At 69.7% G+C, this 23,520-nt stretch carries 26 protein-coding genes, 1 tRNA gene and 1 pseudogene; 17 read left to right on the top strand and 11 right to left on the bottom strand.

Annotation, left to right across the window (positions count from 1 at the left end):
* Positions 1-5: 5 nt before the first annotated feature.
* The 14 genes from AMETH_RS00115 to AMETH_RS00060 all read left to right on the top strand — a co-directional run bounded on the left by AMETH_RS00115 (position 6) and on the right by AMETH_RS00060 (position 9,951).
* Positions 6-875: a hypothetical protein gene (locus AMETH_RS00115; protein WP_156131580.1), complete on the top strand. Its 870-nt coding sequence runs from the start codon at positions 6-8 to the stop codon at positions 873-875.
* A 120-nt stretch (positions 876-995) separates the two neighbouring features.
* Positions 996-1,316: a hypothetical protein gene (locus tag AMETH_RS00110; protein ID WP_017985970.1), complete on the top strand. Its 321-nt coding sequence runs from the start codon at positions 996-998 to the stop codon at positions 1,314-1,316.
* Positions 1,313-1,573, top strand: coding sequence for a hypothetical protein (locus AMETH_RS00105; protein WP_017985969.1), 261 nt, complete (start codon positions 1,313-1,315; stop codon positions 1,571-1,573). Before AMETH_RS00110 ends, AMETH_RS00105 begins: the two co-directional genes overlap by 4 nt.
* Entirely contained in the window at positions 1,570-1,746 is a 177-nt protein-coding gene (locus AMETH_RS38490) for a hypothetical protein (RefSeq protein WP_017985968.1), read from the top strand. The genes AMETH_RS00105 and AMETH_RS38490 overlap by 4 nt, the downstream gene beginning before the upstream one ends.
* Entirely contained in the window at positions 1,746-1,985 is a 240-nt protein-coding gene (locus tag AMETH_RS00100) for a hypothetical protein (RefSeq protein ID WP_017985967.1), read from the top strand. Before AMETH_RS38490 ends, AMETH_RS00100 begins: the two co-directional genes overlap by 1 nt.
* A gap of 5 nt (positions 1,986-1,990) precedes the next feature.
* Positions 1,991-2,239 (top strand): hypothetical protein, encoded by a 249-nt coding sequence (locus AMETH_RS00095; protein ID WP_223843015.1) that lies wholly within the window; start codon positions 1,991-1,993, stop codon positions 2,237-2,239.
* Positions 2,226-2,573: a hypothetical protein gene (locus AMETH_RS35410; protein ID WP_017985965.1), complete on the top strand. Its 348-nt coding sequence runs from the start codon at positions 2,226-2,228 to the stop codon at positions 2,571-2,573. The genes AMETH_RS00095 and AMETH_RS35410 overlap by 14 nt, the downstream gene beginning before the upstream one ends.
* A complete protein-coding gene (locus tag AMETH_RS00085) occupies positions 2,570-3,694 on the top strand; it encodes a hypothetical protein (protein ID WP_017985964.1) in 1,125 nt (374 codons plus the stop codon). The genes AMETH_RS35410 and AMETH_RS00085 overlap by 4 nt, the downstream gene beginning before the upstream one ends.
* Positions 3,691-5,904 carry an FtsK/SpoIIIE domain-containing protein gene (locus AMETH_RS00080; RefSeq protein WP_017985963.1) on the top strand — a complete coding sequence of 738 codons (2,214 nt, stop codon included), beginning with the start codon at positions 3,691-3,693 and terminating at the stop codon, positions 5,902-5,904. The genes AMETH_RS00085 and AMETH_RS00080 overlap by 4 nt, the downstream gene beginning before the upstream one ends.
* A gap of 362 nt (positions 5,905-6,266) precedes the next feature.
* Positions 6,267-6,437, top strand: a complete 171-nt coding sequence (locus AMETH_RS38485; protein ID WP_017985961.1) for a hypothetical protein — start codon at positions 6,267-6,269, stop codon at positions 6,435-6,437.
* 86 nt (positions 6,438-6,523) lie between these two features.
* Positions 6,524-7,036, top strand: a complete 513-nt coding sequence (locus AMETH_RS00075) for a hypothetical protein (RefSeq protein ID WP_017985960.1) — start codon at positions 6,524-6,526, stop codon at positions 7,034-7,036.
* Positions 7,036-8,286 (top strand): DUF3631 domain-containing protein, encoded by a 1,251-nt coding sequence (locus tag AMETH_RS00070; RefSeq protein WP_026153658.1) that lies wholly within the window; start codon positions 7,036-7,038, stop codon positions 8,284-8,286. The genes AMETH_RS00075 and AMETH_RS00070 overlap by 1 nt, the downstream gene beginning before the upstream one ends.
* A gap of 55 nt (positions 8,287-8,341) precedes the next feature.
* Positions 8,342-8,581: a helix-turn-helix domain-containing protein gene (locus AMETH_RS00065; protein ID WP_051079477.1), complete on the top strand. Its 240-nt coding sequence runs from the start codon at positions 8,342-8,344 to the stop codon at positions 8,579-8,581.
* A complete protein-coding gene (locus AMETH_RS00060; protein WP_017985958.1) occupies positions 8,581-9,951 on the top strand; it encodes a site-specific integrase in 1,371 nt (456 codons plus the stop codon). The genes AMETH_RS00065 and AMETH_RS00060 overlap by 1 nt, the downstream gene beginning before the upstream one ends.
* A 122-nt stretch (positions 9,952-10,073) precedes the next feature.
* On the opposite strand, the gene AMETH_RS00055 is transcribed toward AMETH_RS00060, so the two are convergent.
* The 10 genes from AMETH_RS00055 to AMETH_RS39515 form a co-directional block, all read right to left on the bottom strand.
* Positions 10,074-10,150, bottom strand: a tRNA-Ile gene (locus AMETH_RS00055).
* 30 nt (positions 10,151-10,180) lie between these two features.
* Positions 10,181-10,897, bottom strand: coding sequence for a DUF3566 domain-containing protein (locus tag AMETH_RS00050; protein ID WP_017985957.1), 717 nt, complete (start codon positions 10,895-10,897; stop codon positions 10,181-10,183).
* Positions 10,898-13,417 carry a DNA gyrase subunit A gene (gene gyrA, locus AMETH_RS00045; protein WP_017985956.1) on the bottom strand — a complete coding sequence of 840 codons (2,520 nt, stop codon included), beginning with the start codon at positions 13,415-13,417 and terminating at the stop codon, positions 10,898-10,900.
* A gap of 42 nt (positions 13,418-13,459) precedes the next feature.
* On the bottom strand, positions 13,460-15,427 hold the full coding sequence (gyrB, locus tag AMETH_RS00040; protein WP_017985955.1) for a DNA topoisomerase (ATP-hydrolyzing) subunit B: 1,968 nt from the start codon (positions 15,425-15,427) through the stop codon (positions 13,460-13,462).
* Positions 15,428-15,604: 177 nt separating this feature from the next.
* Positions 15,605-16,216 (bottom strand): DciA family protein, encoded by a 612-nt coding sequence (locus AMETH_RS00035; protein ID WP_017985954.1) that lies wholly within the window; start codon positions 16,214-16,216, stop codon positions 15,605-15,607.
* A 115-nt stretch (positions 16,217-16,331) separates the two neighbouring features.
* Positions 16,332-17,489: a DNA replication/repair protein RecF gene (recF, locus tag AMETH_RS00030; protein ID WP_017985953.1), complete on the bottom strand. Its 1,158-nt coding sequence runs from the start codon at positions 17,487-17,489 to the stop codon at positions 16,332-16,334.
* A 10-nt stretch (positions 17,490-17,499) separates the two neighbouring features.
* Positions 17,500-18,390, bottom strand: a complete 891-nt coding sequence (gene gnd, locus AMETH_RS00025) for a phosphogluconate dehydrogenase (NAD(+)-dependent, decarboxylating) (protein WP_017985952.1) — start codon at positions 18,388-18,390, stop codon at positions 17,500-17,502.
* Positions 18,391-18,421: 31 nt separating this feature from the next.
* Positions 18,422-19,555, bottom strand: a complete 1,134-nt coding sequence (gene dnaN, locus AMETH_RS00020; protein WP_017985951.1) for a DNA polymerase III subunit beta — start codon at positions 19,553-19,555, stop codon at positions 18,422-18,424.
* A gap of 587 nt (positions 19,556-20,142) precedes the next feature.
* Complete coding sequence (locus tag AMETH_RS39520; protein ID WP_017985950.1) at positions 20,143-20,598, bottom strand: EamA family transporter; 456 nt, start codon at positions 20,596-20,598, stop codon at positions 20,143-20,145.
* A gap of 33 nt (positions 20,599-20,631) precedes the next feature.
* Positions 20,632-20,850, bottom strand: a complete 219-nt coding sequence (locus tag AMETH_RS39515; RefSeq protein ID WP_223843014.1) for a hypothetical protein — start codon at positions 20,848-20,850, stop codon at positions 20,632-20,634.
* A 180-nt stretch (positions 20,851-21,030) separates the two neighbouring features.
* On the opposite strand from AMETH_RS39515, the gene AMETH_RS39510 reads away from it, so the two are divergent.
* The 3 genes and pseudogenes from AMETH_RS39510 to AMETH_RS39500 all read left to right on the top strand — a co-directional run.
* Positions 21,031-21,204 carry a LysR family transcriptional regulator gene (locus AMETH_RS39510; protein ID WP_017985948.1) on the top strand — a complete coding sequence of 58 codons (174 nt, stop codon included), beginning with the start codon at positions 21,031-21,033 and terminating at the stop codon, positions 21,202-21,204.
* Positions 21,201-21,605 (top strand): LysR substrate-binding domain-containing protein, encoded by a 405-nt coding sequence (locus tag AMETH_RS39505; protein ID WP_223843013.1) that lies wholly within the window; start codon positions 21,201-21,203, stop codon positions 21,603-21,605. Before AMETH_RS39510 ends, AMETH_RS39505 begins: the two co-directional genes overlap by 4 nt.
* 37 nt (positions 21,606-21,642) lie before the next feature.
* A pseudogene (locus tag AMETH_RS39500) lies at positions 21,643-21,768 on the top strand (LysR substrate-binding domain-containing protein); the annotation flags it as partial.
* Positions 21,769-21,903: 135 nt separating this feature from the next.
* Here the strand turns inward: AMETH_RS39500 and dnaA are convergent.
* Complete coding sequence (gene dnaA, locus AMETH_RS00005; protein ID WP_017985947.1) at positions 21,904-23,520, bottom strand: chromosomal replication initiator protein DnaA; 1,617 nt, start codon at positions 23,518-23,520, stop codon at positions 21,904-21,906.

Below are 23,520 nucleotides of genomic sequence, written 5' to 3'. Positions count from 1 at the left end.
GGCGGTTGGACGGGGACTTCGAGGGCACGGCGGAGCTCCACATTCCGGGTGGCACGAGTGCCGGGTCGGAGACTCTCACGCTCACCTCGGGTCAGATCGGGCCGCAGGAGGAGGAGTTCTTCGGGCAGAGCCACTGCCACTGGCTGGCGGCGGCGATGAGCTGCATGACCGGCTGGGAGCTGGTGGGGGTCAAGCTCTACTACCCCGGCCAGGGGTGGACGGCCGTGCACACGGCGGTAGCCACGCCGGATGGGGCGGTGCTGGACATCTACGGCCGCCACGACTCCTTGGACGCCTTCGCCGAGCGGTACCGGAAGCTGACCGGCCTGGAGGTGGAAGTGCGGCGGCTGCCGCGCGAGGAACTGTTCCACGACCACCTCACCACCACCGATTCGCGCCTGATCGACGACCCGTTGTGGTGGACCCGCACCGACTCCGACCGCCGGATGCCAGCTCTGTACCAGCACTACGCCCGGCTGGTGCTCACCAAGGCCGGACACGAGGTGCCCGAACACTGCCGCCCCGCCCCATCACCGGACGCCAACGGGACGCAGACGCCCCCACCGCCGAGCACGACGGCAACCACCACCACAACAGCAGGAGGAACACCCGCAATGTCGAGCATCGAGGAAATCCGCGCGGTTCTGGCCGGCAGCAACGAGCAGGCCGAGGGTGTGCTCGGCGCACTCGGGCAGGCATCCCAGGCCGTGTCCGAGATCCAGGGCCGCCTGCACTCCGTCGCCGGGGGCAGCAGCCAGGCCCCGGTGCAGGAGGCCCTGAGCCTCTACGCCGAGCTGCGCGACACCGTCGAGAAGCTCATGGGCATGGTCGCCGCCGCCCGCTCCGCGGTCGAGACCTACGCCACCAGCCTCTAGGAGGCCGCCGTGAGCAACGCCCAGTCCATTTCGGGTCCCGGCGCGGCGCATCCCGCCAAGAACGTCACCGCGCCGGGTCTCCCCAACCACTCGCGTAACGACTCGAAGGGAAGGACCCCAATGGTAGGCAAGGCCCGCGCCCGGATCAGCACCGCGGCCGCCCGGCTGGCTCTGGCGATCGACGATGAGCTGGTCACCTACACCCCGCAGGCACTCAACGAACTGATCTCGACCGTAGTGGCCCGTGAGGTCGCCGGACGGCTGCGCGAGCGGGCCGCCTGGCACCGGGAGCAGGCCGCCAGGCAGGCCGAGATCACTCGCCAGGTCCCGCTGGGCGCTTCGCAGCCTTCGTTCCTCCGCGCCCGGGATCACCACCGCGAGGCCGACGCCCTGGAGGCGCTGGCGCAGCGCGAGCTGGACCGGATCAAGGAGGCCGCGTGAGCGCCCGCATCGCGGTCGGCACCACCCCGGCCCAGCTCAAAACGCTGTGCATCCGCCGCTACGAGGCCACGACCGGCAAGCGGTGGCGGGAGGCCACCGAGACGGCCAAGCGGAAGTGGCTCGCGAAGACCGAGCCGGTGATCCGCGGTGAGGAAGGCATCGCCGCCGACGCGGTGTGGCGGGACGGGGCGTGGCAGCCCGCCGGCCAAACCGACCTGTTCTCCCTGACCGACGCCGACACGGAGGTTCCGGCATGAGCAAGACCAACGTGCTGCCCAAGAAGAACACCCTGAGCAAGCTGCTCTGGCTCGCCGTGCTGGTCGCCGTCGTGGTGTGGATCGTGCAGCACCCCTACCAGGCCCGGCACGCGCTGGACAGCGTCGTGCACGCGCTGACCGTGCTGTTCTCTGGCCTGGGAGGTGGCCGCTGATGACCGGCCCCGAGCACTACCGCGAAGCTGAGCGACTGCTGGAGATGGCCGCCGTCTCTGCCGCACGGGATGCCTACCGCGAGGTGCCGCTTGACCGGCCGCCGTCGCCGTTCGTGGAGGCCGCACAGGTCCACGCGACGCTGGCGCTGGCTGCGGCGACAGCGATGGGCGGGGACCTCGACGTTCCTGAGTGGACGGCTTGGCGTCGTGTCGCCGCGACCAAGCGGGGTGAGCGGTGATGTCGATGTTCGAGGTTCTGCGTCGGTGCGGGACGTTCGCGCTGCTGGTGTTCACCGGCGTGGTGCTGGTGTTCCTGCTGCTGCACCTGATCCGCATTCCGCTGGTGCTGATCGCGAAGGTGCTGGAGATCTCCATGCGCCGCCTGGACGGGTTCGTGGCCCGGCACGCGAGCAAGCCCCCGGCCGGTCCGAAAAACCAGTTCTTCCACCACCCCACCGTCACCCGGGAGGAGGCCATCAATGTTCACGCCTGAGCCCAAGCCCACCACCGACCACACTGGACAGTCCACGACCGAGGCGGTCGAGGCGCGCCGCGCGGCCGATCTGGCGATCTACACCAACGCCAAGTACCCCACCCGCACCACCCAGACCGTGTCCTGGATCGGCTGGCACTTCGGCGAACTGTCCGGCGTGGTCGTGCCGCTCGGTCTCGGAGCGGCGGTGTGGGACGGCTTCTACGCCCTGTCACTGCTGACCGCCCTGGGGTGGGCGGCGAACGAGCTGCGGCTGCGTCGTCAGCAGCGCGCCGTGCGCACCCGCCCGGCCGCCCGTGGCAAGTCCACGAAGGACGGGGAGGTGTCGCAGTGAGCTGGTATGAGGAGCGGCGCGAGAACAAGCGCACGGAGGCGATGATCCGGCGCGAGGACGCCGCGGCGGCCGCGCAAGTGCGGATCGCCGAGCGGCAGGCCGCGGCGCAGATCAAGCGCGAGGACGAACAGGCCCGCCGCGAGGCCCAGCAGCAGGCAGCCGCCGCCCGCCGTGAGCGATGGGCCGCCGCCGTACGTGGCCTCCGCGCCTGGCTCGGCGCGCACGTGGTGGAGCTGCTGATCTACCCGATTGCGCTGCTGTCGTTCGTGCTGGCGGCCCCGGCGATGGCCCGCTACGGGGTCGAGGTGTTCGCCTCCGGGCTGGGTGCGCTGCTGCCCGGGATCACCGAGCTGGGGATGTGGGCGTTCGCGGTCGCGGTGGTGATCCAGCGCCGCCGCCACCCGGATCGCTCGGTGTGGGGTCTGGTGGCCGGGGTGCTGGTGTTCGGCGCGGTGGCGTTCGGGATCAACTTCACCCACGGTCTGACCACCGCGTGGGACCACGGCGTGGTGATGGGCACCGCCTCGATCGCCGGGGTGGTCGCCCACCAGCTCACGCTGGCGACCGCCCCGAAGTCCGGGCAGCAGCGGCGGGAGGCGCGGATCGAGCGGGCCGCCGCCCGCAAGGTCGCCCGCATCCGCCGCGCCGCGGTCAAGCGCGCGGTGGCCGAGATCGACGCGGACGGCTCCGCCCGGCTGCTCTACGCCCCCGGCCGCTACACCCTCACCCGCTGGCGCGCACTGGAGCCCGCGACCGCGCCCGGCCTGCCGGTGGCCGCCTCGACCGACTGGGACCGCGAGCTGGCCGACCTGCTCGCCAACACCGCCATTGGCTCGAAGCCGTCGATCGAGGGCGAGCAGGACCCGGGCGACTCGATCGAGGGCGGGGCGGTGGCGACCCTCGACCACGGCCCTGACCTGCATGAGTCGACCCCCGACCAGCAGCGAGCCGACCGCAAGCCCGGCCGGTCGATCGAGCAGCTTCGCGCCGAGCTGGCCGCCGCGATCGAGGCCGGGACGGTCAACCCGACCTCGGCGGAGTCGATCCGCAAGACCCTGCGCGTGTCGGCGGCCCGCGCCCGCCAGCTCCGCGACGAACACACCAAGGGAGGCCGCAAGTGACCCAGCAGCACGAGCAGGAGGAGTTGGCGCGGGTGCACTACCTGCCCACCCACCGCGCCGACACCACCCCGACCCCTGCCGAGACCGAGGTGGTGGAGGGGGAGCTGATCTCCGAGGAGGAGTACCAGCGGCTGTTCACCCAGCGCGGGCAGGCGATCGAGCGCTACAAGGGCTACCGGCGCGACCTGGTCACCGCCGGGCGGGCGGTGAAGACCGTCGCCTTCCACGACCGCACCAAGACCCTCGTGAAGGCCACCGGGCGGCACGTGTTCGGCTACCCGATCGCCGGGGCCGGGGTGGTGCTCAAGCGGTGGCGCGACACCCACGGCGCGTCCCGCTACGAGCGGCAGATGCTCGCCGCGGAGCTGGAGGGCGACCACGAGCGGCTGCTGGAGTGGGAGGCCCGCGACGTGGCGGAGAAGCAGCGCCGCCACCAGCGGGTGATGGACTGGGTCGCCGCGCCCGGGCAGTGGATTAAGGCCGGGGCGCTCGGGATCGTCGGTGTGGCCGGGTTCCTGCTGGTCCTCGGGATGATCCTGGCGGTCAGCTCCGGGCACATCGCCGACGTGATCGGCCCGATCAGCGCAGTGGTGGACGCGATCGCGTTCGCGGTGTGGTTCGTGGTCACCTACGGGGTGTTCCTGCTGGCCGGGGGCACCGCGGCCGGGTTCTACTACCTGCACTACCAGGGCCGCAAGCATGTCGAGCTGCCCGGCTGGCTGCGCTCGGCCCCGGCCGCCGCGGGCGGCCCGGAGACGGCGGTGGACGAGTCGGTGATCATGAACGCGCTGCGCAACCTGGGCCACCCGGCGCTGAACAAGAAGCTCAAGGAGGGCTGGGGCACCGCGATCACCCCGACCTGGGTGCAGCCGCCGCTGCCGGTCGGGCACGGCTGGGAGTTCGTGCTTCGGCTTCCGTCCGGGGTGCCCGCGACCAGCATCAACGCCCGCAAGACCGTGCTGGCGCACAACCTCGGGCGACGCCCGGAGGAGGTGTGGGTCGAGGTCGACGACAACGACCCGATGGCGATGAAGTGCCTGGTCCTGGACCCGGGGTCGCTGCGGAAGCCGGTGCCGGACTACCCGCTGCTCGACGGCGGACAGACCGACTTCTGGACCGGGTTCCCGGTCGGCATCGACGCCCGCTGGAACCCCGTGGAAACGCCGGTGTTCGAGCGCAACTTCGTCAAGGCCGGGATCATGGGCTCCGGTAAGTCCACGCTGGTCCAGACCGAGCTGGCCGGGGCGGTGCTCGACCCGCTGGTGGACATCGACGTGTTCTGCTTCGCCGAGAACAACGACTACGAATGGCTGCGCCCAGTCGCCTCGATCATCTCCATGGGCGACACCGCCGAGAACGTCCAGGCGTGCATGGACCACATCCACGCCCTGCACGACTCCCTCGCCGAGCGGGGCCGGCTGCTGCGCGAGTACGGCATCAGCGCCGTCACCCGCGAAGCCGCGGAGAAGGACGACCGGCTGCGGCCCCGGATCGTGGTCATCGACGAGTGCCAGAGCTTCTTCCGGCAGGACAAGCCCGAAGACCGGCGCGAGGTGGTCAACCTGGTCGTGCGGTTCTTCTCCGCCGCCCGCAAGTACGGGATCGTGCTGAACTTCGCCACCCCGACCCCCTCGGACCAGTCCCTGCCGCGGGACCTGGTCGCGGTCACCACCAACAAGGCGTGCTTCGCCATCGGTGACAAGGCCCGCAACAACGTCGTGCTCGGGGAGAAGGCGTACGAGAACGGGCTCTCGGCGCTGGAACTCAAGCCCGCGGTGAAGAAGGGCGGCAAGATCGTGGCCCTCAACGACGTGGGCACCTCGGTCACCGTCGGGTACATGGACACCCCCGGCCTGCTGCGCTCCTACAACCTCACCGACCAGCAGAAGGCCGCGATCGTCACCCGCGGAGTCGAGCTGCGCGGCGGCCGGGTCCACCGCGCCGCGATCGAGCAGCCGCAGCAGCGTGACCTGCTCGCCGACGTAGCCGCCGTGCTGGAGCCCGGGGAGGACAAAGTGCCGGCCACCGACGTCTGCTCCCGGCTGCGCAAGCTGGCCCCCGACTACCGCCCCTACCTCAGCCTCAAGGCCGAAGGGCTGCGCGACCAGCTCGCCGAGCACGGCTGCAAGGTCACCAAGGTCAGCGTCCTCATGGTGTTCACCGAGCGTGTCCACCAGGCGCTCGCTGCCCGCGAGGGAGGGAACGGCTGACCGGGCCGGAAAACCCGCCTGCCAGCCCACCTCGCGGGCGGGTTCTCCCTCCGCTCCCTCACTCCATTCAGTACTGAAACCGCAGATCAACCCTAGGGAAGCCGCCTAGGGGCACGCCGGGGGAATTTTCCCTACCCATCACCGGATTCCCTCGCCCGCTCCCTGCCGATTCCCTACCCCCGCACGCCCACCGATCGTCACTCACAGTCACTTTCGGAGGTTCGATGACTGCCCGCCTCGCCCGCCTGATCGCCGCCTTCGTCGCCACCTGCCCCGACTGCGGCGCGCAGCTCCCGGCCGACCAGGTCATGTGCTCCATCTGCGCCAACAAGTAGCCCACCGTCTGGAAAGGACACGCCTCGATGGGAAGCAACAAGCCCTTGGTGCACCGCGGAACCAAGTCCTGGTGGACCGGCGACGTGAAGACCCTCTGCGGGCTCACGATCCCGCGTGGTGACGCGAAGTCGCCCTGGTTCACCAGCCCGGCCTGCCCGCAGTGCGAGGCCATTCACGCAGCCCGCAAGCGCAAGTAGCCACCGACCCTGCCGGGCCGTCCGCGACACCGCCTCCGGGCGGCCCGGCAGCCCCCAAGACCGTCCGCACTCGCGAAAGGTTGTCCATGCCTACCGCCACAGCGACAGACGCCCTGACCGACCCGGAGCGCCAGTTCCTCGGCTGCCTGATGCAGATGCCCGCCCGCCCCGCGCGACGGGTGCTGGCCGGGATGCGCGCGACCGACTTCACCGGCGGCATGGCCGCCCACGTCCTCCAACTCGCCATCGAGGTCGTGGCCGCCGACCACACCCCGGCCCCGGTCACCCTCTACGCCCACGCCCTCGCCACCGGCCAGGCACCGGGTGAGAAGCGCCGCGAGTGGCTGTCCGGCTGGCTCGTTGACACCTTCCGCGACGCCCCGCCGCCTGAGCTGGCTCACCACCTCAAGGCCGTGCTGCTGGAGGCCGCGTGGCGGCGCGCGCTGCTCGCCCACGCCCGCCGCATCGAGCAGGCCGCGTCCAGCTCGCCCACTGCCGTGCTGCGGGAGCTGGCCGACGACACCGCAGCCATCGACGAACTGTGGACCCGCTACCAGGCCGCCACGACGGCCCCGACCCACCTGGAGGTGGCCGCCTGATGACCGCCAACCCCGGAGCGACACTGCTCGCCCAGCTCCACGACGCCCTGACCCGCTACGTGGTCATGCCCTCCGAACAGGCCACCGACGCTGTCGTCCTCTGGATCGCCGCCACCCACGTCCAACCCGCCTGGGCACACGCCCCGCGGCTGGTGATCCGGGCACCGGAGCGGCGGTGCGGCAAGTCGCGGCTGCTCGACATCGTGGAGGCCACCTGCCACGACCCGCTGATCACGGTCAACGCCAGCCCGGCCGCGGTGTACCGCTCGATCACCCCGGACCCGCCGGTGCTGCTGGTGGACGAGGCCGACACCATCTTCGGCCCCAAGGCCGGGGACAACGAGGACCTGCGGGGGCTGCTCAACGCCGGACACCAGCGCGGCCGGCCAGCGCTGCGCTACGACGCCGCCACCTCCAAGGTCGTGACCATCCCCACGTTCGCGATGGCCGCGCTCGCCGGGATCGGGGCGATGCCCGACACCATCGAGGACCGCGCCGTGGTCGTGCACATGCGCCGCCGCGCCTCCGGGGAGAAGACCTTCCCCTACCGCGCTCGCCGCGACCGGGAACCGCTCCGGGCGCTCGCGCAGCGGCTCACCGAGTGGCTGCGCGGCGACATGGCCGTCCTCGAGCGCGCCGAACCGGCCATGCCCGTTGAGGACCGGGCCGCCGACACGTGGGAGCCGCTGGTGGCCGTCGCCGACCACGCCGGGGGCGACTGGCCCGAACGTGCCCGCACCGCCGCCGTGGAGATGACCCGGGAGCACAACGAGACCGGGGAAATCTCCGACCGGCTGCGGCTGCTCATCGACTGCCGCACCGCCTTCGCCGACGACCTCGCCCTGCCCACCGCCGAGCTGCTGCACCGCCTGCGCGGGCTGGAGGAGTCCCCGTGGCGGGAGTTCGGTCCGACCGGGCTCACCGCCATGAAACTCGGGTCGCTGCTCAAGGAGTACGGCATCCGCTCGGCCACCATCCGCTTCCCCGGCAGCGGGCAGGCCAAGGGCTACCAGCGCGCCGACTTCGCCGACGCCTGGAGCCGCTACGCACCCGATCTCGACACGTCCGGAGGGGGTGAGCCGTCCCAGCCGTACCAGCCTCATAACCCCAGCTCAGACCCGGTACGGCTTGACGAGTGGTACGGCTCAAGCCGTACCAGCAAAAAAGCCGTACCGCCCCTGACCAGCAAAAACGAGGCTGGTACGGCTGGGACGGCAACCCCCCTCAAAGTCGTCGGCAACAACGCCTGACCACCCCTACATGCCCCCTCGACCACACCCAGTTCGACTCATGGGAGCACACCACATGGACACCGCAGGATCGGTAACCACGACGGCTGGTCAGTCCCTTCCGCCATTGATCCCGCTGCCGACCGCCGCCCAGCTCCTCGGGCTCAGCCGTGCGTCCGCATACCGGTACGCCGCTGCCGGTGAGCTGCCTGTGCGTCGCTTCGGCCGCCGGGTCTTCGTCCTGCGCTCTGGCCTCGCCGCGCTACTTGAAGTCGACGAGTCCGAGCTGCCCACGATTGGTGAGGAGGCCGCCTGATGCCACGTACCAGGAAGCGCCGCGGTATCCCCGGTTCGGTCACTCGACGCGGCAACAAGTGGGCGTTCGCGTTCGACGGTCCGGCGGACCCGCTGACCGGTGAACGGAACCGGATCCGGAAAAGCGGCTTCGAGTCCGAGGACGAGGCGTGGGAAAAGATGGCCGAGGCGCAGGCCAAACTGCGGGAGGGCCAGCTCACCAAGCCGTCGAAACGGACAGTCGCCCAGTTCTTCGAGGAGTGGTTCCCGAGGATGCGCAACAGCATCGGGTCACCGACGACGGCGAACAACTATGAGACCTTGGCTCGCGCGTACGTCATCCCGGTGATCGGTAAGAAGCGCCTCCAGGACATCGACGCAGTCACCGTGACCTCCCTCTACGAGCACCTGCTCAACAGCGGCCGGAGGAAGCGCGACACGAACGGAGAGATGTTCAGAATCTGGCAGGAGGTGACTGGCCGCGGTGATGAGATCAGCGCGCGGGAGCTAGCCCGGGAGGTCGGAGTGACGCACGACGCGGCCTACAAGGCGATGCGGAGGTTCCGCGCCGGACGCACGCCGACCGGCGAAACGAACGGCCTGAGCAAGAAGACGGTGCGTTCGGTCCACATCATGCTCAGGTCAGCCTTCGCCGATGCGGTGACCTGGAAGTACGTACCCACGAATCCCGTAGCGGCTGTCAAGGCTCCGTCCCCGGAGAATCGAGGCCACCGGACCTGGACCCCGACGGAGCTACGACGGTTCCTCACGGCCGTCCAGTCGGACCGCCTCTACGCGATGTGGCTGCTGCTGGCTACGACCGGAATGCGCCGCTCGGAAGTCGCCGGCCTCCGCTTGGACGGGCTGGACCTCGACAACGGGGCGCTTGCGGTGAGGACGACGAGGGTGGTCACGAACGGCAAAGTTCGACAGGGGTTTGGCAAGTCGCGCCGGAGCCGTCGTCGCCTCTCGCTGGACAAGGCGACAGTGGCCGCCTTGCTCACCCACGTGGAGATGATCCAGGCCGAGAAGGCGACCTGGGCCGACGCGTACCAGGACCACGGCCTGGTGTTCTGCTGGGAGGATGGGCGGCCGATCTACCCGGACACGATCACCGAGTGGCTGGCCCGTATCGCCGACCGGCTGGGGCTGCCGCACCTGACCCTGCATGAACTCAGGCACACCTACGCCACCACGGCGCTGCGGGCCGGGGTCCATCCCAAGATCGTCAGCACCCGGCTGGGTCACGCCACGGTCGCGTTCACCCTGGACCTCTACACCGCGGACATCCCGGAACTCGATCAGGCCGCAGCTCAGGAGATCAGCAACCTGTTCCTCGGTACGCCTGGCTTCGGGACAGATGCGGTGGAGGTCACACTAGAAGCCGCCTGACGCCCCCACTCACCACGGAAATCAGGCCGTTTGGCCACAAGGTTGGCCACAAGTCCGGCTCGCCCGCTAGAACCACAAAACCCCGGTGGCGCTGTCTTGCCTGATCAGCGCTACCGGGGTGGTGGTGGGCCCAGGAGGACTTGAACCTCCGACCTCTTCGTTATCAGCGAAGCGCTCTAACCGCCTGAGCTATGGGCCCTCGAACGGAGAGAAGACTACAACATGCCTTCTACTCGCGTTCCGACAGGGTCACCTCTAGGCCTCCGGCCAGGTCGGCGGACACGTTGTAGATGAACGCGCTCACAGTGGCCAGCGCGGAGAGCAGCACGATGTTGATCGCGCCGAGGATGGCCGCGATGCCGAACACCCGGCCGGCGCTGATGAGCGGTTCGTTGGTCACGCCGGCGCCCTCGCCGGACACCAGGGACGAGTAGGTGCCGTTCAGCTTGTCCCACACGCCCATGCCGTCGAGCACCGTGTACAGCACGCCGACGGCCACCAGCCACACGAAGAACAGCGCGACACCGAGAACCAGCGACAGCTTCAGCACCGACCACGGGTCGAACCGCTTGATCTGCAGGCTCGCCCGCCGCGGGCCGCGGCCGGGGCGGCGCAGTGCGCTGGGCGTCGAACGTCCCTTCGTGCCGGCACTGGCGACGCTCACCGTTTCCTGCCCCCTCAACCCTGACAACGCGTCGTCGCGCGCCGCGGGGTTGCCGAACAGACCCTGCGCCGCCGAACCGGTGACGACCGGCTGGTCGTCACCGTTCGAGTACAGCACAGTTTTCTCGGCCTGGCCTTCCGACGACCACCCGTCCCGGTATCCGCCGGCCTTGGGGTCGGTCGTCGTGCCCTGACCGGCGTCGCGGCTCAGCCGCTGCCAGGGCGGCGTGCCCGCGTCACCGGTCTGCGCACCGTGCTGTTCGGGGTTCTCCGGTGTCGTCACTTAGCTCTCTTCCGAGACGGGTTCTTCGGTTCCTCCGTTGCCTTCACCATTACCGACGCCCGAGGGCTCATCAGCGTTGCGTGCGACCGCGAGGAGAGTCGTCCCCTCGCCCAGGTTGATCAACCGCACGCCCTTCGTCTGCCTGCCCGCCTTGCGCACCTGGTCCGCGGGCGTGCGGATGACGCCGCCGCTGGAGGTGATGGCGTAGAGCTCGTCGTCGGCGTCGACGATGAGCGCCCCCACCAGCCTGCCACGCTTGCGGTCGTGTTGGATGGTCAGCACGCCCTTGCCGCCGCGGCCCTGCACCGGGTAGTCCTCGATCGGCGTCCGCTTGGCGTAACCGCCGTCGGTCGCGACCAGCAGGAACTTGTCCGGCTTGACCACGTTCAGCGCGAGCAGCTCGTCGCCGTCGTTGAACCGCATGCCCAGCACACCCGACGTGGGGCGGCCCATCGGGCGCAGCGTCTCGTCGGTGGCGTGGAAGCGGATCGACTGGCCCTCGGCCGACACCAGCAGCAGGTCGTCCTCCGGGCCGGCGAGCACCGCACCGACCAGCTCGTCGCCCTCGCGCAGGTTGATGCCGATCAGGCCGCCGGAGCGGTTCGAGTCGAACTCGCTCAACCGCGTCTTCTTGACCAGGCCCTTCTTCGTGGCCAGCACCAGGTACGGCGCGACCTCGTAGTTCGGGATCTCGATGATCTGCGCGATCGTCTCGTCCGGCTGGAACGCCAGCAGGTTCGCGACGTGCTGACCGCGCGCGGCGCGGTTGGCCTCGGGCAGCTCGTACGCCTTCGCGCGGTAGACGCGGCCCTTGTTCGTGAAGAACAGGATCCAGTCGTGCGTCGAGCACACGAAGAAGTGCTGGACGATGTCGTCCTGCTTGAGCTGCGCGCCCTGCACGCCCTTGCCGCCACGGCGCTGCGAGCGGTACAGGTCGGTCTTGGTGCGCTTCGCGTAGCCGGTGCGCGTGATCGTGACCACCACGTCCTCGACCGCGATCAGATCCTCGACCGACACGTCGCCGTCGAACGGGATGATCTGCGTGCGCCGGTCGTCGCCGAACTTGTCGACGATCTCGGTCAGCTCGTCCTTGACGATCTGCCGCTGCCGCTCCGGCTTGTCCAGGATGTCCTGCAGGTCGGCGATCTTCAGCTCGATCTCGGCCAGCTCGTCGACGATCTTCTGCCGCTCCAGGGCGGCCAGCCTGCGCAGCTGCATGTCCAGGATCGCGGTGGCCTGGATCTCGTCGATGTCCAGCAGCTCGATCAGGCCGGTGCGCGCCTCGTCGACCGTCGGCGACCGGCGGATCAACGCGATGACCTCGTCCAGCTGGTCCAGCGCCTTGACCAGACCACGCAGGATGTGGGCGCGTTCCTCGGCCTTGCGCAGGCGGAACCGGGTCCGCCGGACGATGACCTCGATCTGGTGCTTGACGTAGTGCCGGACGACCTGGTCCAGCCGCAGCGTGCGGGGCACGCCGTCGACCAGCGCCAGCATGTTGACACCGAAGTTGTACTGCAGCTGGGTGTGCTTGTAGAGGTTGTTCAGCACGACCTTGGCGACCGCGTCCCGCTTGAGCGTGACCACGATCCGCATGCCGCGACGGCTGTTGGACTCGTCGGCGATGTCCGCGATGCCGGTCAGCTTCCCGTCGCGCACCAGGCTCGCGATGTTCTCCACCAGGTTGTCCGGGTTGACCTGGTAGGGCAGCTCGGTGACGACCAGGGTGGTGCGGCCGCGGGAGTCCTCCTCGACCTCGACCACCGCACGCATCCGGATCGAACCGCGGCCGGTGCGGTAAGCGTCCTCGATCCCGGAGTTGCCCAGGATCAGGCCCTTCGTCGGGAAGTCCGGGCCCTTGATGCGCTGCATGAGCGCGGCCAGCGTCTCGTCGTCGCCGGCCTCCCAGTTGTCCAGCGCCCACACGACGCCCTCGGCCACCTCGCGCAGGTTGTGCGGCGGGATGTTGGTCGCCATGCCGACCGCGATGCCCGACGTGCCGTTGACCAGCAGGTTCGGGATCCGCGACGGCAGGACGTCCGGCTCCTGCGTGCGCCCGTCGTAGTTGGGCGAGAAGTCGACGGTCTCCTCTTCGATGTCCCGCAGCATCTCCATGGCCAGCGGGTCGAGCCGCGACTCGGTGTACCGCATGGCCGCCGCGGGGTCGTTGCCCGGCGAGCCGAAGTTGCCCTGGCCGTCGATCAGCGGGTAGCGCATCGACCACGGCTGGGCCAGTCGCACGAGCGCGTCGTAGATCGCCGAGTCGCCGTGCGGGTGGTAGTTGCCCATCACGTCGCCGACCACGCGCGAGCACTTGTTGTACCCGCGCTCGGGCCGGAACCCGGAGTCGTACATCGAGTAGAGGACGCGGCGGTGCACCGGCTTGAGGCCGTCCCGCACGTCCGGCAGCGCCCGCGACACGATCACGCTCATCGCGTATTCGATGTACGAGCGCTGCATCTCCTGCTGGATGTCGACCGGCTCGGTGCGGTCGTGTTCCGGCGGCAAGGTTTCCGTCATGGGGTCCTTCTACTGACGAATGGGAATCGGAGGCGGGGCGCGCTACACGTCGAGGAAGCGGACGTCCTTGGCGTTGCGGGTGATGAACGAGCGCCGGGCTTCGACGTCCTCGCCCATCAGAACGCTGAACAGCTCGTCCGCCGCCGCGGCGTCGTCCAGCGTGACCTGCAGCAGCAGCCGGCGGGACGGGTCCATCGTGGTCTCCCACAGCTCTTCGGCGTTCATCTCGCCGAGACCCTTGTACCGCTGGATGCCGTCTTCCTTCGGCAGCTTCCGCCCGGCCTCGGCGCCGGCGGCGAGCAGGCCGTCGCGCTCCTTGTCCGAGTACGCGTACTCCGGCTCCGACCGCGGCCACTTGATCTTGTAGAGCGGCGGCTGCGCGAGGTAGACGTGGCCGTGCTCGATCAGCGGGCGCATGAACCGGAACAGCAGCGTCAGCAGCAGGGTGCGGATGTGCTGGCCGTCGACGTCGGCGTCGGCCATCAGCACGATCTTGTGGTACCGCAGCTTGGACAGGTCGAAGTCGTCGTGGATGCCGGTGCCCAGCGCGGTGATCAGCGACTGGACCTCGTTGTTCTTGAGCACCCGGTCGATGCGGGCCTTCTCCACGTTGATGATCTTGCCCCGGATCGGCAGGATCGCCTGGAACCGCGACTCCCGCCCCTCCTTGGCCGACCCGCCCGCGGAGTCACCCTCCACGATGTAGAGCTCGCACTCCTCCGGGTTGGTCGACTGGCAGTCCTTGAGCTTGCCGGGCAGGCCGCCGATCTCCAGCGCGCCCTTGCGGCGCACCAGGTCACGCGCCCGGCGGGCGGCCATCCGCGCCTGCGCGCTGGACAGCGCCTTGTTGATGATCGTCTTGGCCTCGGCCGGGTTGCGCTCGAACCAGTCGGACAGCCACTCGTTGGTCTTGGACTGGACGAACGACTTGGCCTCGCTGTTGCCCAGCTTGGTCTTGGTCTGGCCCTCGAACTGCGGCTCGGCCAGCTTGATCGAGATGATCGCGGTCAGGCCCTCGCGCACGTCGTCACCGGAGAGGTTCTCGTCCTTCTCCTTGAGGAGTTTCTTGTCCCGCGCGTATGCGTTGACCACGCGGGTCAGCGCAGCGCGGAAGCCCTCCTCGTGGGTCCCACCCTCGTGGGTGTTGATCGTGTTGGCGAAGGTGTGCACCGACGGCGTGAACGAGTTGTTCCACTGCATCGCGACCTCGACCTCAAGGCCGTCGCCCTTGGCGTCGAAGCAGATGATGCTGGAGTGGATCGGGTCCTTCGAGCCGTTGATGTGCTTGACGAAGTCCTCGAGCCCGCCCGGGTAGTGGTAGACGCGCTCCTTGACCCGCGCCTGCTTGCCGTCGACGTCGGCCTCGGTCTCCGCCTCGGTGACCCGCTCGTCGCGCAACGTGATGCTCAGGCCCTTGTTCAGGAAGGCCATCTCCTGCAGGCGGCGCGAGACCGTCTCGGCGTTGTACGTCGTAGTCTCGAAGATGTCCGGGTCGGCCCAGAACGTGGTGGAGGTGCCGGTGCCCTCGGCGGGGCCGACCTCCTCCAGCGCGCCGGGCTTGGAGTGGTCGTAGTGCTGGCGCCACTTCTTGCCGTCACGGGAGACCTCGACGTCGAGCGCCCTGGACAGGGCGTTGACCACGGAGACGCCGACGCCGTGCAGACCGCCGGAGACCGCGTAGCTCTCGCTGTCGAACTTGCCGCCGGCGTGCAGCACGGTGTGCACGATCTCCAGCGTCGACTTCTTGTGGACCGGGTGCTCCTCGACGGGGATGCCGCGGCCGTCGTCGACGACGCGGACGCCGCCGTCGGCCAGGAGGGTGACCTCGACCTTCGTCGCGTAGCCGGCCATGGCCTCGTCGACCGAGTTGTCCACGACCTCCCAGATCAGGTGGTGCAGACCGCGTTCACCGGTGGAACCGATGTACATGCCTGGCCGCTTGCGGACCGCCTCGAGACCCTCGAGCACCGTGATGGAGGACGCGTTGTAGTCGTTCTGCTGAGCTGCCACGAGCCTGCTTTCTCCTCAGTCTTGCCCAAGGGACTCCCCACTCCCTTCCATCCTACTTGGCCAGCTCTGCTGACATGCCGCAAGGACACCCCTGATTTCGTCACAGAGGCCCGAACGCGAGCGTGGACGGGTCCGGCGCTATCCGGCGGGGGTCGGGCCGCGATACGACGCGCTCAGTCACCCATAGGTGTCGCGCGGCCCGCGACCGGGCACGTGCCGCGGGCCCTTCCGCCAGCTCGGGGCGGTCGGGCCGTGGATGCGCATGCGCTTGACCACACCGTGCCCGACCCCGGCGGCGATCTTGGCGATGAGCTGGCTCTGGAGCAGCCGCAGTTGCGTGGCCCACGCGGTCGAGTCGGCGCGGACGGTGAGCTCGCCGTCCTTCAACGTCACCGGCTGGGCGTGCTCGGCGACGTCCTCGCCGACCAGGCGGACCCACTCGCCGAAGACCCGGCTGCTGGTCACGCGCTCCTGCCAGCCGCGTTCGGCGACCAGCCGCCCGACGAGGCGGCCGAACGGCTGCGGGTCGCGGGCGTCCGGGCCCGCTCCCGACCAACGGCGCCGGCGCGGGCTCTGGCCGCCGAGCTCGAACTTCCGCCTGCCCGGCTCGGTGCCCCTGGCGTCGGCCTTGGCGCGAGCGGCGGCCAGCGCGGAGCGGACGAGATCACGTCCGGTAGTGTTCCCGTTCGGCTCAGCCGTGACATCACCGTCCGTGTCTGATCCACTCTTCTGGGGAGTACTGGCGGCTTCGCCGTTCGTTGAAGATCGCTCGTTCGGCCGCTTGGTCACGCGGGGCGATAACGCGTTCACCGTGTTATCCACACTATCCACAGAGTTGTCCCCAGATCGGTGGGTAACTCGTGTGGCCCCGGTCACTCGCTGTGGCTCATCGGGCCGTTTGTCGTCAGGCACTGCGCACCTCCCCGTCGGCGACGGTGAACCGGACCCCGGCCAGTTCCTCGGGGACGTCCTCGTCCACCGCCGCGGTGACCAGCACCTGTTCAGCGCCGGCGGCCACCTCGGCCAGCCGCGACCGGCGCCGCCGGTCGAGCTCGGCGAAGACGTCGTCGAGCAGGAGCACCGGTTCACCCGCTTCCCGCCGCAGCAGCTCGTAGGACGCCAGCCGCAGCGCGAGGGCGAACGACCAGGATTCCCCATGGCTCGCGTAGCCCTTCGCAGGGGCCTCCCCGAGGACGATTTCCAGCTCGTCGCGGTGCGGCCCGACCAGGCTGATCCCCCGTTCCAGCTCCTGCTGCCGCACCTGCGCCATCGCCTCCACCAGGATACCGGTGAGGACCTCCGGTTCGGCGCGTTTCCCGTCCGGAACCCCGTACCCCTCGGGCAGTGCCGCGCCCAGGCTGGACCGGTAGGAGATCTTGGCCGGCCGCGAGTCGGGCGCCACCCCGGCGTAGGCCGCGGTGGTGTGCGGCCCGAGGTCGGCGACCAGGTCCAGCCGGGCGGCGAGCAGCTGGGCGCCGACCACCGAGAGGTGGTTGTCCCACACCTCCAGGGTCGACAGCGCGTACGGGTCGTCGCGCGCGGCGCCCTTCTTCTTGCCCGCCGTCTTCAACAACGCGTTGCGCTGCTTGAGGATCCGCTCGTAGTCGGCGCGCACCCCCGCGTACCGGGGTGCGCGCTGCACCAGCAGCTCGTCCATGAACCGGCGGCGCTCGCCGGGGTCGCCACGCACCAGCGCCAGGTCCTCCGGGGAGAACAACACGGTGCGCAGGATCCCGAGGATGTCCCGCGGCTTGCCGACCGCCCCCCGGTTGACCCTGGCGCGGTTCGCCCGGCCGGGGTTGATCTCCAGCTCGACGGTCAGCTCGCGGTCCTCGTTGACCACGGCCGCCCGCACGAGTGCCCGCTCACATCCGTGCCGCACCAGCGGGGCGTCCGTCGCGACCCGGTGCGACCCGAGGGTCGCCAGGTAGCCGATCGCCTCCAGCAGGTTGGTCTTCCCACGGCCGTTCTGGCCGACGAGGACCGTCGGTCCGGGGGTGAGCGGCAGGTCAGCATGCTCCCAGGAACGGAAGTCGGTGACCTGCAGGTGCCGTATGTGCACGGCTGGGTGCCTACTCGCCGGCCTTCTTCACGGCGTGACCGCCGAACTGGTTGCGCAGCGCGGCGACGGCGCGCATCGCGGACGAGTCCTTCCGCCGCGAGGCGAACCGCGCGAACAGCGCGGCCGAGATGACCGGCGCCGGCACCGCGTTGTTGATGGCCTCCTCCAGCGTCCACCGGCCCTCGCCGGAGTCCTCGACGTACCCCTCAAGGTCGTCCAGCTCCGGGTCCTCGTCCAGCGCACGCACCAGCAGGTCGAGCAGCCAGGACCGGACGACGGTGCCGCGCTGCCAGCCCTTGATCACGGCCGGCACGTCCTCGACGACCTTCGCGGCCTCGAGCAGCTCGAAGCCCTCGGCGTAGGCCTGCATCAGGCCGTACTCGATGCCGTTGTGGATCATCTTCGCGTAGTGGCCGGCGCCGACCGAGCCGGCGTGCGAGAAGCCCTCCTCGCGCGGGCCGTCCGGGCGCAGCGCGTCGAAGATCGGCATGGCGCGCTCGACGAGCTCCTTGTCGCCGCCGACCATCAGGCCGTAGCCGTTCTCCTTGCCCCACACGCCACCGGACACACCGCAGTCGAGGTAGCCGATGCCCTTGGCGGACAGCACCTCGGCGTTGTGCTTGTCGTCGGTGAACCGGGAGTTGCCGCCGTCGATCACCAGATCGCCCTCGGCGAGCAGCTCACCCAGCTCGGCCACCGTCTCGCGCGTCGGCCCGCCCGCGGGGACCATCACCCAGACGGTGCGCGGCGCGTCCAGTTTGGACACCATGTCGGCGAGCGAGGTCGAGTCCGAGACCGCCTGGTTGCGGTCGTAGCCGACCACCTCGTGCCCGGCGGCGCGCAGCCGCTCGCGCATGTTGAAGCCCATCCGGCCGAGGCCGACCAGTCCCAGCTGAACCATGGAACTCCCCTTCGTGCTTTCTCCGTCGCGGTCAGCCGGGTAGGCGGACCGGCATCAGTAGATAGAGGTAACCAGGAACGACCTGGCCCTGCTCGTCGGCCGGCTTGATCAAAGCCGGACGGTTCGGGGTGGTGAATGTCAGCTCGGCGCGGTCGTGGTGCAGCGCGCCCAGGCCGTCGACGAGGTAGCCCGGGTTGAACGCGATCGTCACCGGCTCGCCTTCGTACTCCACCGGCAGCTCCTCTTCGGCGCTGCCCTCGTCGTCGCCGCCGGCCGACAGGCGCAGCGAGTTGTCGCCGAACTCCAGCCGGACCTGGGTCCCCCGCTCCGCCACCAGCGACACACGTTTGATCGCCTCCGAGAGCGGGGACACCTCGATCACGGCGCGGGACGAGTGCTGGTTCGGGAGGAGCTGCCGGTATGGCGGGAACTCGGCGTCGAGCAGCCGGGTGGTCGTGTAGCGGCCGTTGCCGGACAGACCGAGCAGGCCCTCGCCGCTGGCGAGCCCGACGGAAACCTTGTTGCCCGCGGTGCCGAGCGACTTGGCCGCCTCGGCGAGCGTGCGCGCCGGGACGAGCACCGCGGCGTCGGCCAGCCCCTCGGCGGGCTCCCACGCGAACTCGCGCATCGCCAGTCGGAAGCGGTCGGTGGCGACGAGGGTGAGCGAGTTGCCGGAGATCTCCAGCCGCATACCGGTCAGCATCGGCAGGGTGTCGTCCTTGCCGGCCGCGACGGCGACCTGGGTGACCGCCTGGCCGAACGCCTCGCCCGCGACCTCGCCAGCGAACGTCGGCTGGGCCGGCAGCTGCGGGTAGTCCTCAACCGGCATGGTCGGCAGGCTGAACCGGGCACTGCCGCACGTGATGGAGGCGCGGGAGCCCTCGACGGAGATCTCGACCGGCTGGGCCGGGAGCGCCTTGGTGATGTCGGCGAGCAGCCGCCCGGACACCAGCAGCCGCCCGCCGTCGGCGATCGTCGCCGGGACGCCAACCGTCGCGGAGACCTCGTAGTCGAAGCCGGAGACGGTGAGGGCGTCGGTGGAGCCGTCCGATCCGGCGTCGAGCAGCACCCCGCCCAGGACCGGGACCGGTGGCCTCGACGGCAGGCTGCGTGCCACCCACGCGACGGCGTCCGCGAGCCCGTCGCGCTCGACGCGGATCTTCATGTGCCCATCCTTTCGACAGCCGAGCCCCTCATCGCGGCCCGAGAAGATCGACAAACGTCCCCGGGCAGGCCTCGAGCAGCGCGCTGACCAGGGATCTCGCAGTGTGGTGTGGCCCGGTGCCGATGTCGCCAACGACGAGCGGGCTGGGTGTGGATACCCACGTTAGAACGTGAGCGGCACCGGCGTCACTCGGGGCAGCCCATCGATTTGTCGATAAGACGATCTTTCTCGGGGCTCTGTCCCCATGTCCACAGCCCCCTGTTTTTCTCCGAAGGACTTCTTGAGAAAAAACCAAGGGCAGTGACAGTAATAGGGGCTGTGGATTCTGGGGACTACTGCCGTCGTCGCAGGTCCGCTCGCGCGGCGGGGTGTGGACATCTGTGGAGTACTACCGGTGGACAACTCGGGCCGTCCGTGGACAACTTCGGGCGGTCCCCAAATGATCCACAGTTGTCCCCAGCTGTCCACAGAACTGTCCCCAGTTGTGGGGATGTTCGTCCCCATGGCCGCGCACAGACGCGGTCGCCGTGGAACCAACCCGGTGGGTGACCGCGCTCGCGTCGATCGATGCGTTCTCGTTACTGGGATCACAGACTCCGCGCCGCAGCGCGGCCCGCCGCGGCCGCACTCGCTGTCACACAAGCGATCCCGGCCCATACGGCGGGCGGCAGTCGCTCGCCGAGCACGAGGGCGCCGGCCACTCCCGCCACCGCCGCTTCGAGGCTCTCCAGCAGCGCGACCGTGCGCGGTGGAACCCGGCGCAGCGCGGCGAGATCGAGCGAGTACGGGATCACAGCCGACAGGACCGCGACGCCGAATCCCGCCAGCAGCAAGGAAGGCCGCCACACCGGCGCGGTCACACCGAAGGGCAGGGTGAGGATCGCGGCCACCGTCACCGCGAGCGCGAGGATCGATCCATCCGGGACACTCGCGCCGACTTTCCGGCTCAGCACCAGGTATCCGCCCATCGACACCGCGGACAGCAGAGCGAGCGCGACTCCCGCCGCCGGAAGCGTCGTCCCGGACGGCGAATGGAACGCCACACCCCGAACGCGGCGACCAGAGCGAAACCGGCGTCACGCGCACGCCGTGCCGTCGCCACCGCGACCCCCGAGCGGACCGAGCGATTGCAACGCGCTCGCCACACCCAGCGGCAGGAAACCCAGCGCCGGGTAGATCACGTTCATCCCGGCGATCGCCACGCCGAAACCCAGCACCGGCGGAAGGTTCCGGCGTGACGGCAACGCCGGGCGGTGGATCGCCAGTAGGACGAGCGCGGCGACGGAGAGCCGCAACGCGACCACCCCGCCTGGGCCTGCCGCGGCGAAGAGCTGCTTCCCGAACGCCTGCCCGGTCTGGACGCTGACGACGCTGCCGAGGACGAGAAGTGCGGCTCTTATGCTTTCCGAGTCTTGGCGCGGAGCCGCCGGATATCCATCGAGACTTCGTGCACGGAACTCTTTAGCCTCCACTACATGATCGACCTCCGGCGCCTGAGCGTCCTCCGGGTACTGGCCGAGCACGGCACCGTCACGGCCACCGCGGACGCGCTGCACCTGACCCCGTCGGTGGTCTCGCAGCAACTCCGGTTGCTCGCCGAAGAGGTCGGTGTCGAACTGCTGCGCGCGACGGGCGCCGCGTCCGGTTGACCCCTGCCGCGGTCGTGCTGCTCGAACACGCGGATTCGCTGTTCGCGCAATGGGAACGAGCGCGGGCCGACCTGTCCGTCGGCGAGGAGGCCGGCACCGTGCGCATGTGCGGCGTCTCCTCGACGGTCGCCGCGTTGCTCGGTCCGGCGGTCACGCGGCTACGGCGGGAGCACCCGCGGCTGACCGCGCGCCTAATAGAAGAGGAAAGCGCTGACTGCTACGAGCTGTTGCTCGCCGAAGCGGCCGACATCGCTGTCGTGCTGCCCACGCCCGAAGTAACGCCGTCGACGACCCCGCTTCACGCAGTGGCCGCTGCTCGACTAACCGCAGGATCTCCTCATCGCCGCAGGGCATCCGCTGACGCGGCAGGACGCGGTGGAATTCGCCGACGCCGCGCGTGAACCGTGGATCGTGAAGCCGCGCCACAACGACACGTGAGTGCTCCTGCAGGTCGCTTGCGCCGCCGCCGGTTTCACGCCGCACATCACGCACGAAGCCAAGGAGTGGTTCGCGGTGTCCGCGCTCGTCGCCGCCGGGCTCGGGGTGTGCCTCGTGCCGCGGCTCGCTCCCCTGCCGCCGCAGCACGAGGTGGTGCGGATTCCGTTGCGCGGCAACCCGCGTCCGTCGCGGCGCGGGAGTGCGGAGCAGTGGCCGATCGCCGCGCGATCGCGGCGATCGAAGCGGTGTGCGCGGAACGGGCTACTGACGGGCGCGCTGTTTGATGCGCGCGGTGAGTTCCTGGACCTGGTCGTAGATCCGCCTGCGCTCGGCCATCTCCTTGCGGATCTTCTTGTCCGCGTGCATGACGGTCGTGTGGTCGCGGCCGCCGAACGTCTGCCCGATCTTCGGCAGCGACATGTCCGTCAGTTCACGGCACAGGTACATCGCGATCTGCCGCGCCGTGGCAAGCGCTTTCGTCTTGCCGGGGCCGCACAGGTCGTCGACCGTCACGTCGAAGAACTCGGCCGTGGTGGCCATGATCGTCGGCGCGCTGATCTCCGGCGCCTGCGAGTCCGGGATCAGGTCACGCAGCACGATCTCCGCGAGACCGACGTCCACCGGCTGCTGGTTCAGCGACGCGAACGCGGTGACGCGGATGAGCGCGCCCTCCAGTTCGCGGATGTTCGCCTCCACGCGCGAGGCGATGAACTCGAGCACGTCACCCGGCACGGCCAGCCGGTCCTGCGCCGCCTTCTTGCGGAGGATCGCGATGCGCGTCTCCAGTTCGGGCGGCTGGATGTCGGTGATGAGGCCCCACTCGAACCGCGTGCGCAGCCGGTCCTCCAGGGTCTCCAGCCGCTTCGGCGGCCGGTCCGAGGACACCACGATCTGCTTGTTCGAGTTGTGCAGCGTGTTGAAGGTGTGGAAAAACTCCTCCTGAGTACCTTCCTTGCCTTCCAGGAACTGGATGTCGTCGACGAGCAGGATGTCGATGTCCCGGTAGCGGCGCTGGAACGCCACCTTCCGGTCGTCGCGCAGCGAGTTGATGAAGTCGTTGGTGAACTCTTCGGTCGAGACGTAGCGCACGCGCATGCCGGGGAAGAGCCGCTGCGCGTAGTGCCCGACGGCGTGTAGCAGGTGCGTCTTGCCCAGCCCCGACTCGCCCCAGATGAACAGCGGGTTGTACGCGCGGGACGGCGCCTCGGCGACGGCGAACGCCGCCGCGTGCGCGAAGCGGTTGGACGCGCCGATGACGAACGTGTCGAACGTGTACTTCTCGTTGAGCCGCGTCTTCGACGTCTCCGGCTGGGCCGGTGCGGTGTATGGCTGGCCCGCGCTCGGCTGGCCGGAGAACATCGGCCAGATCTCGTGCGCGGCGGCCAGCGCCTCGCCCTCTTCGTCGACTTCCTCGTCACCGTCGTCCTCAGGCAGGACGGCCTTCGCCGGTTCCGCCGGGTGCGCGCGGACCCGCCGCAGCGGCGGGAGCATGCCGTCGTCGAGCGGAGGCATCTTCGGGGGCATCACCGGCGCCTCGGCCGCGGCGACAGGCGCCGTTTCCACCCGGGCGGGTGACGGGTACGGGGCGGGCGGTGGTGGCGGGGGCGGGGTCACCTCGGCGGTGTCGACCTTCACGGCCAGCGATACGGGACGGCCGAGCCGGCGCGAGAGCGCGTGCGTGATCGGGTCCCGCAGGGCGCGCTCGATCGCTTCCTTCGCGAAGTCGCTCGGGGCGGCGAGCAGAGCCGTGCCGTCGAGCAGGCCGATCGGGCGGGTGACTCGCATCCAGGCCCGCTGCTGAGGCGAAAGCGTGCCGTCCGACAGCTCCCGGACCACCTGGTCCCAGACCACGCCCAGATTCAACTGGTGCTCGGACAC

Origin of the sequence: Amycolatopsis methanolica 239 (genome assembly GCF_000739085.1) — a bacterium.
GTDB classification, from domain to species: Bacteria; Actinomycetota; Actinomycetes; order Mycobacteriales; family Pseudonocardiaceae; genus Amycolatopsis_E; species Amycolatopsis_E methanolica.
The sequence above is the reverse complement of the archived record's forward strand: the minus strand, read 5'-3'. Positions and strand labels throughout refer to the sequence as shown.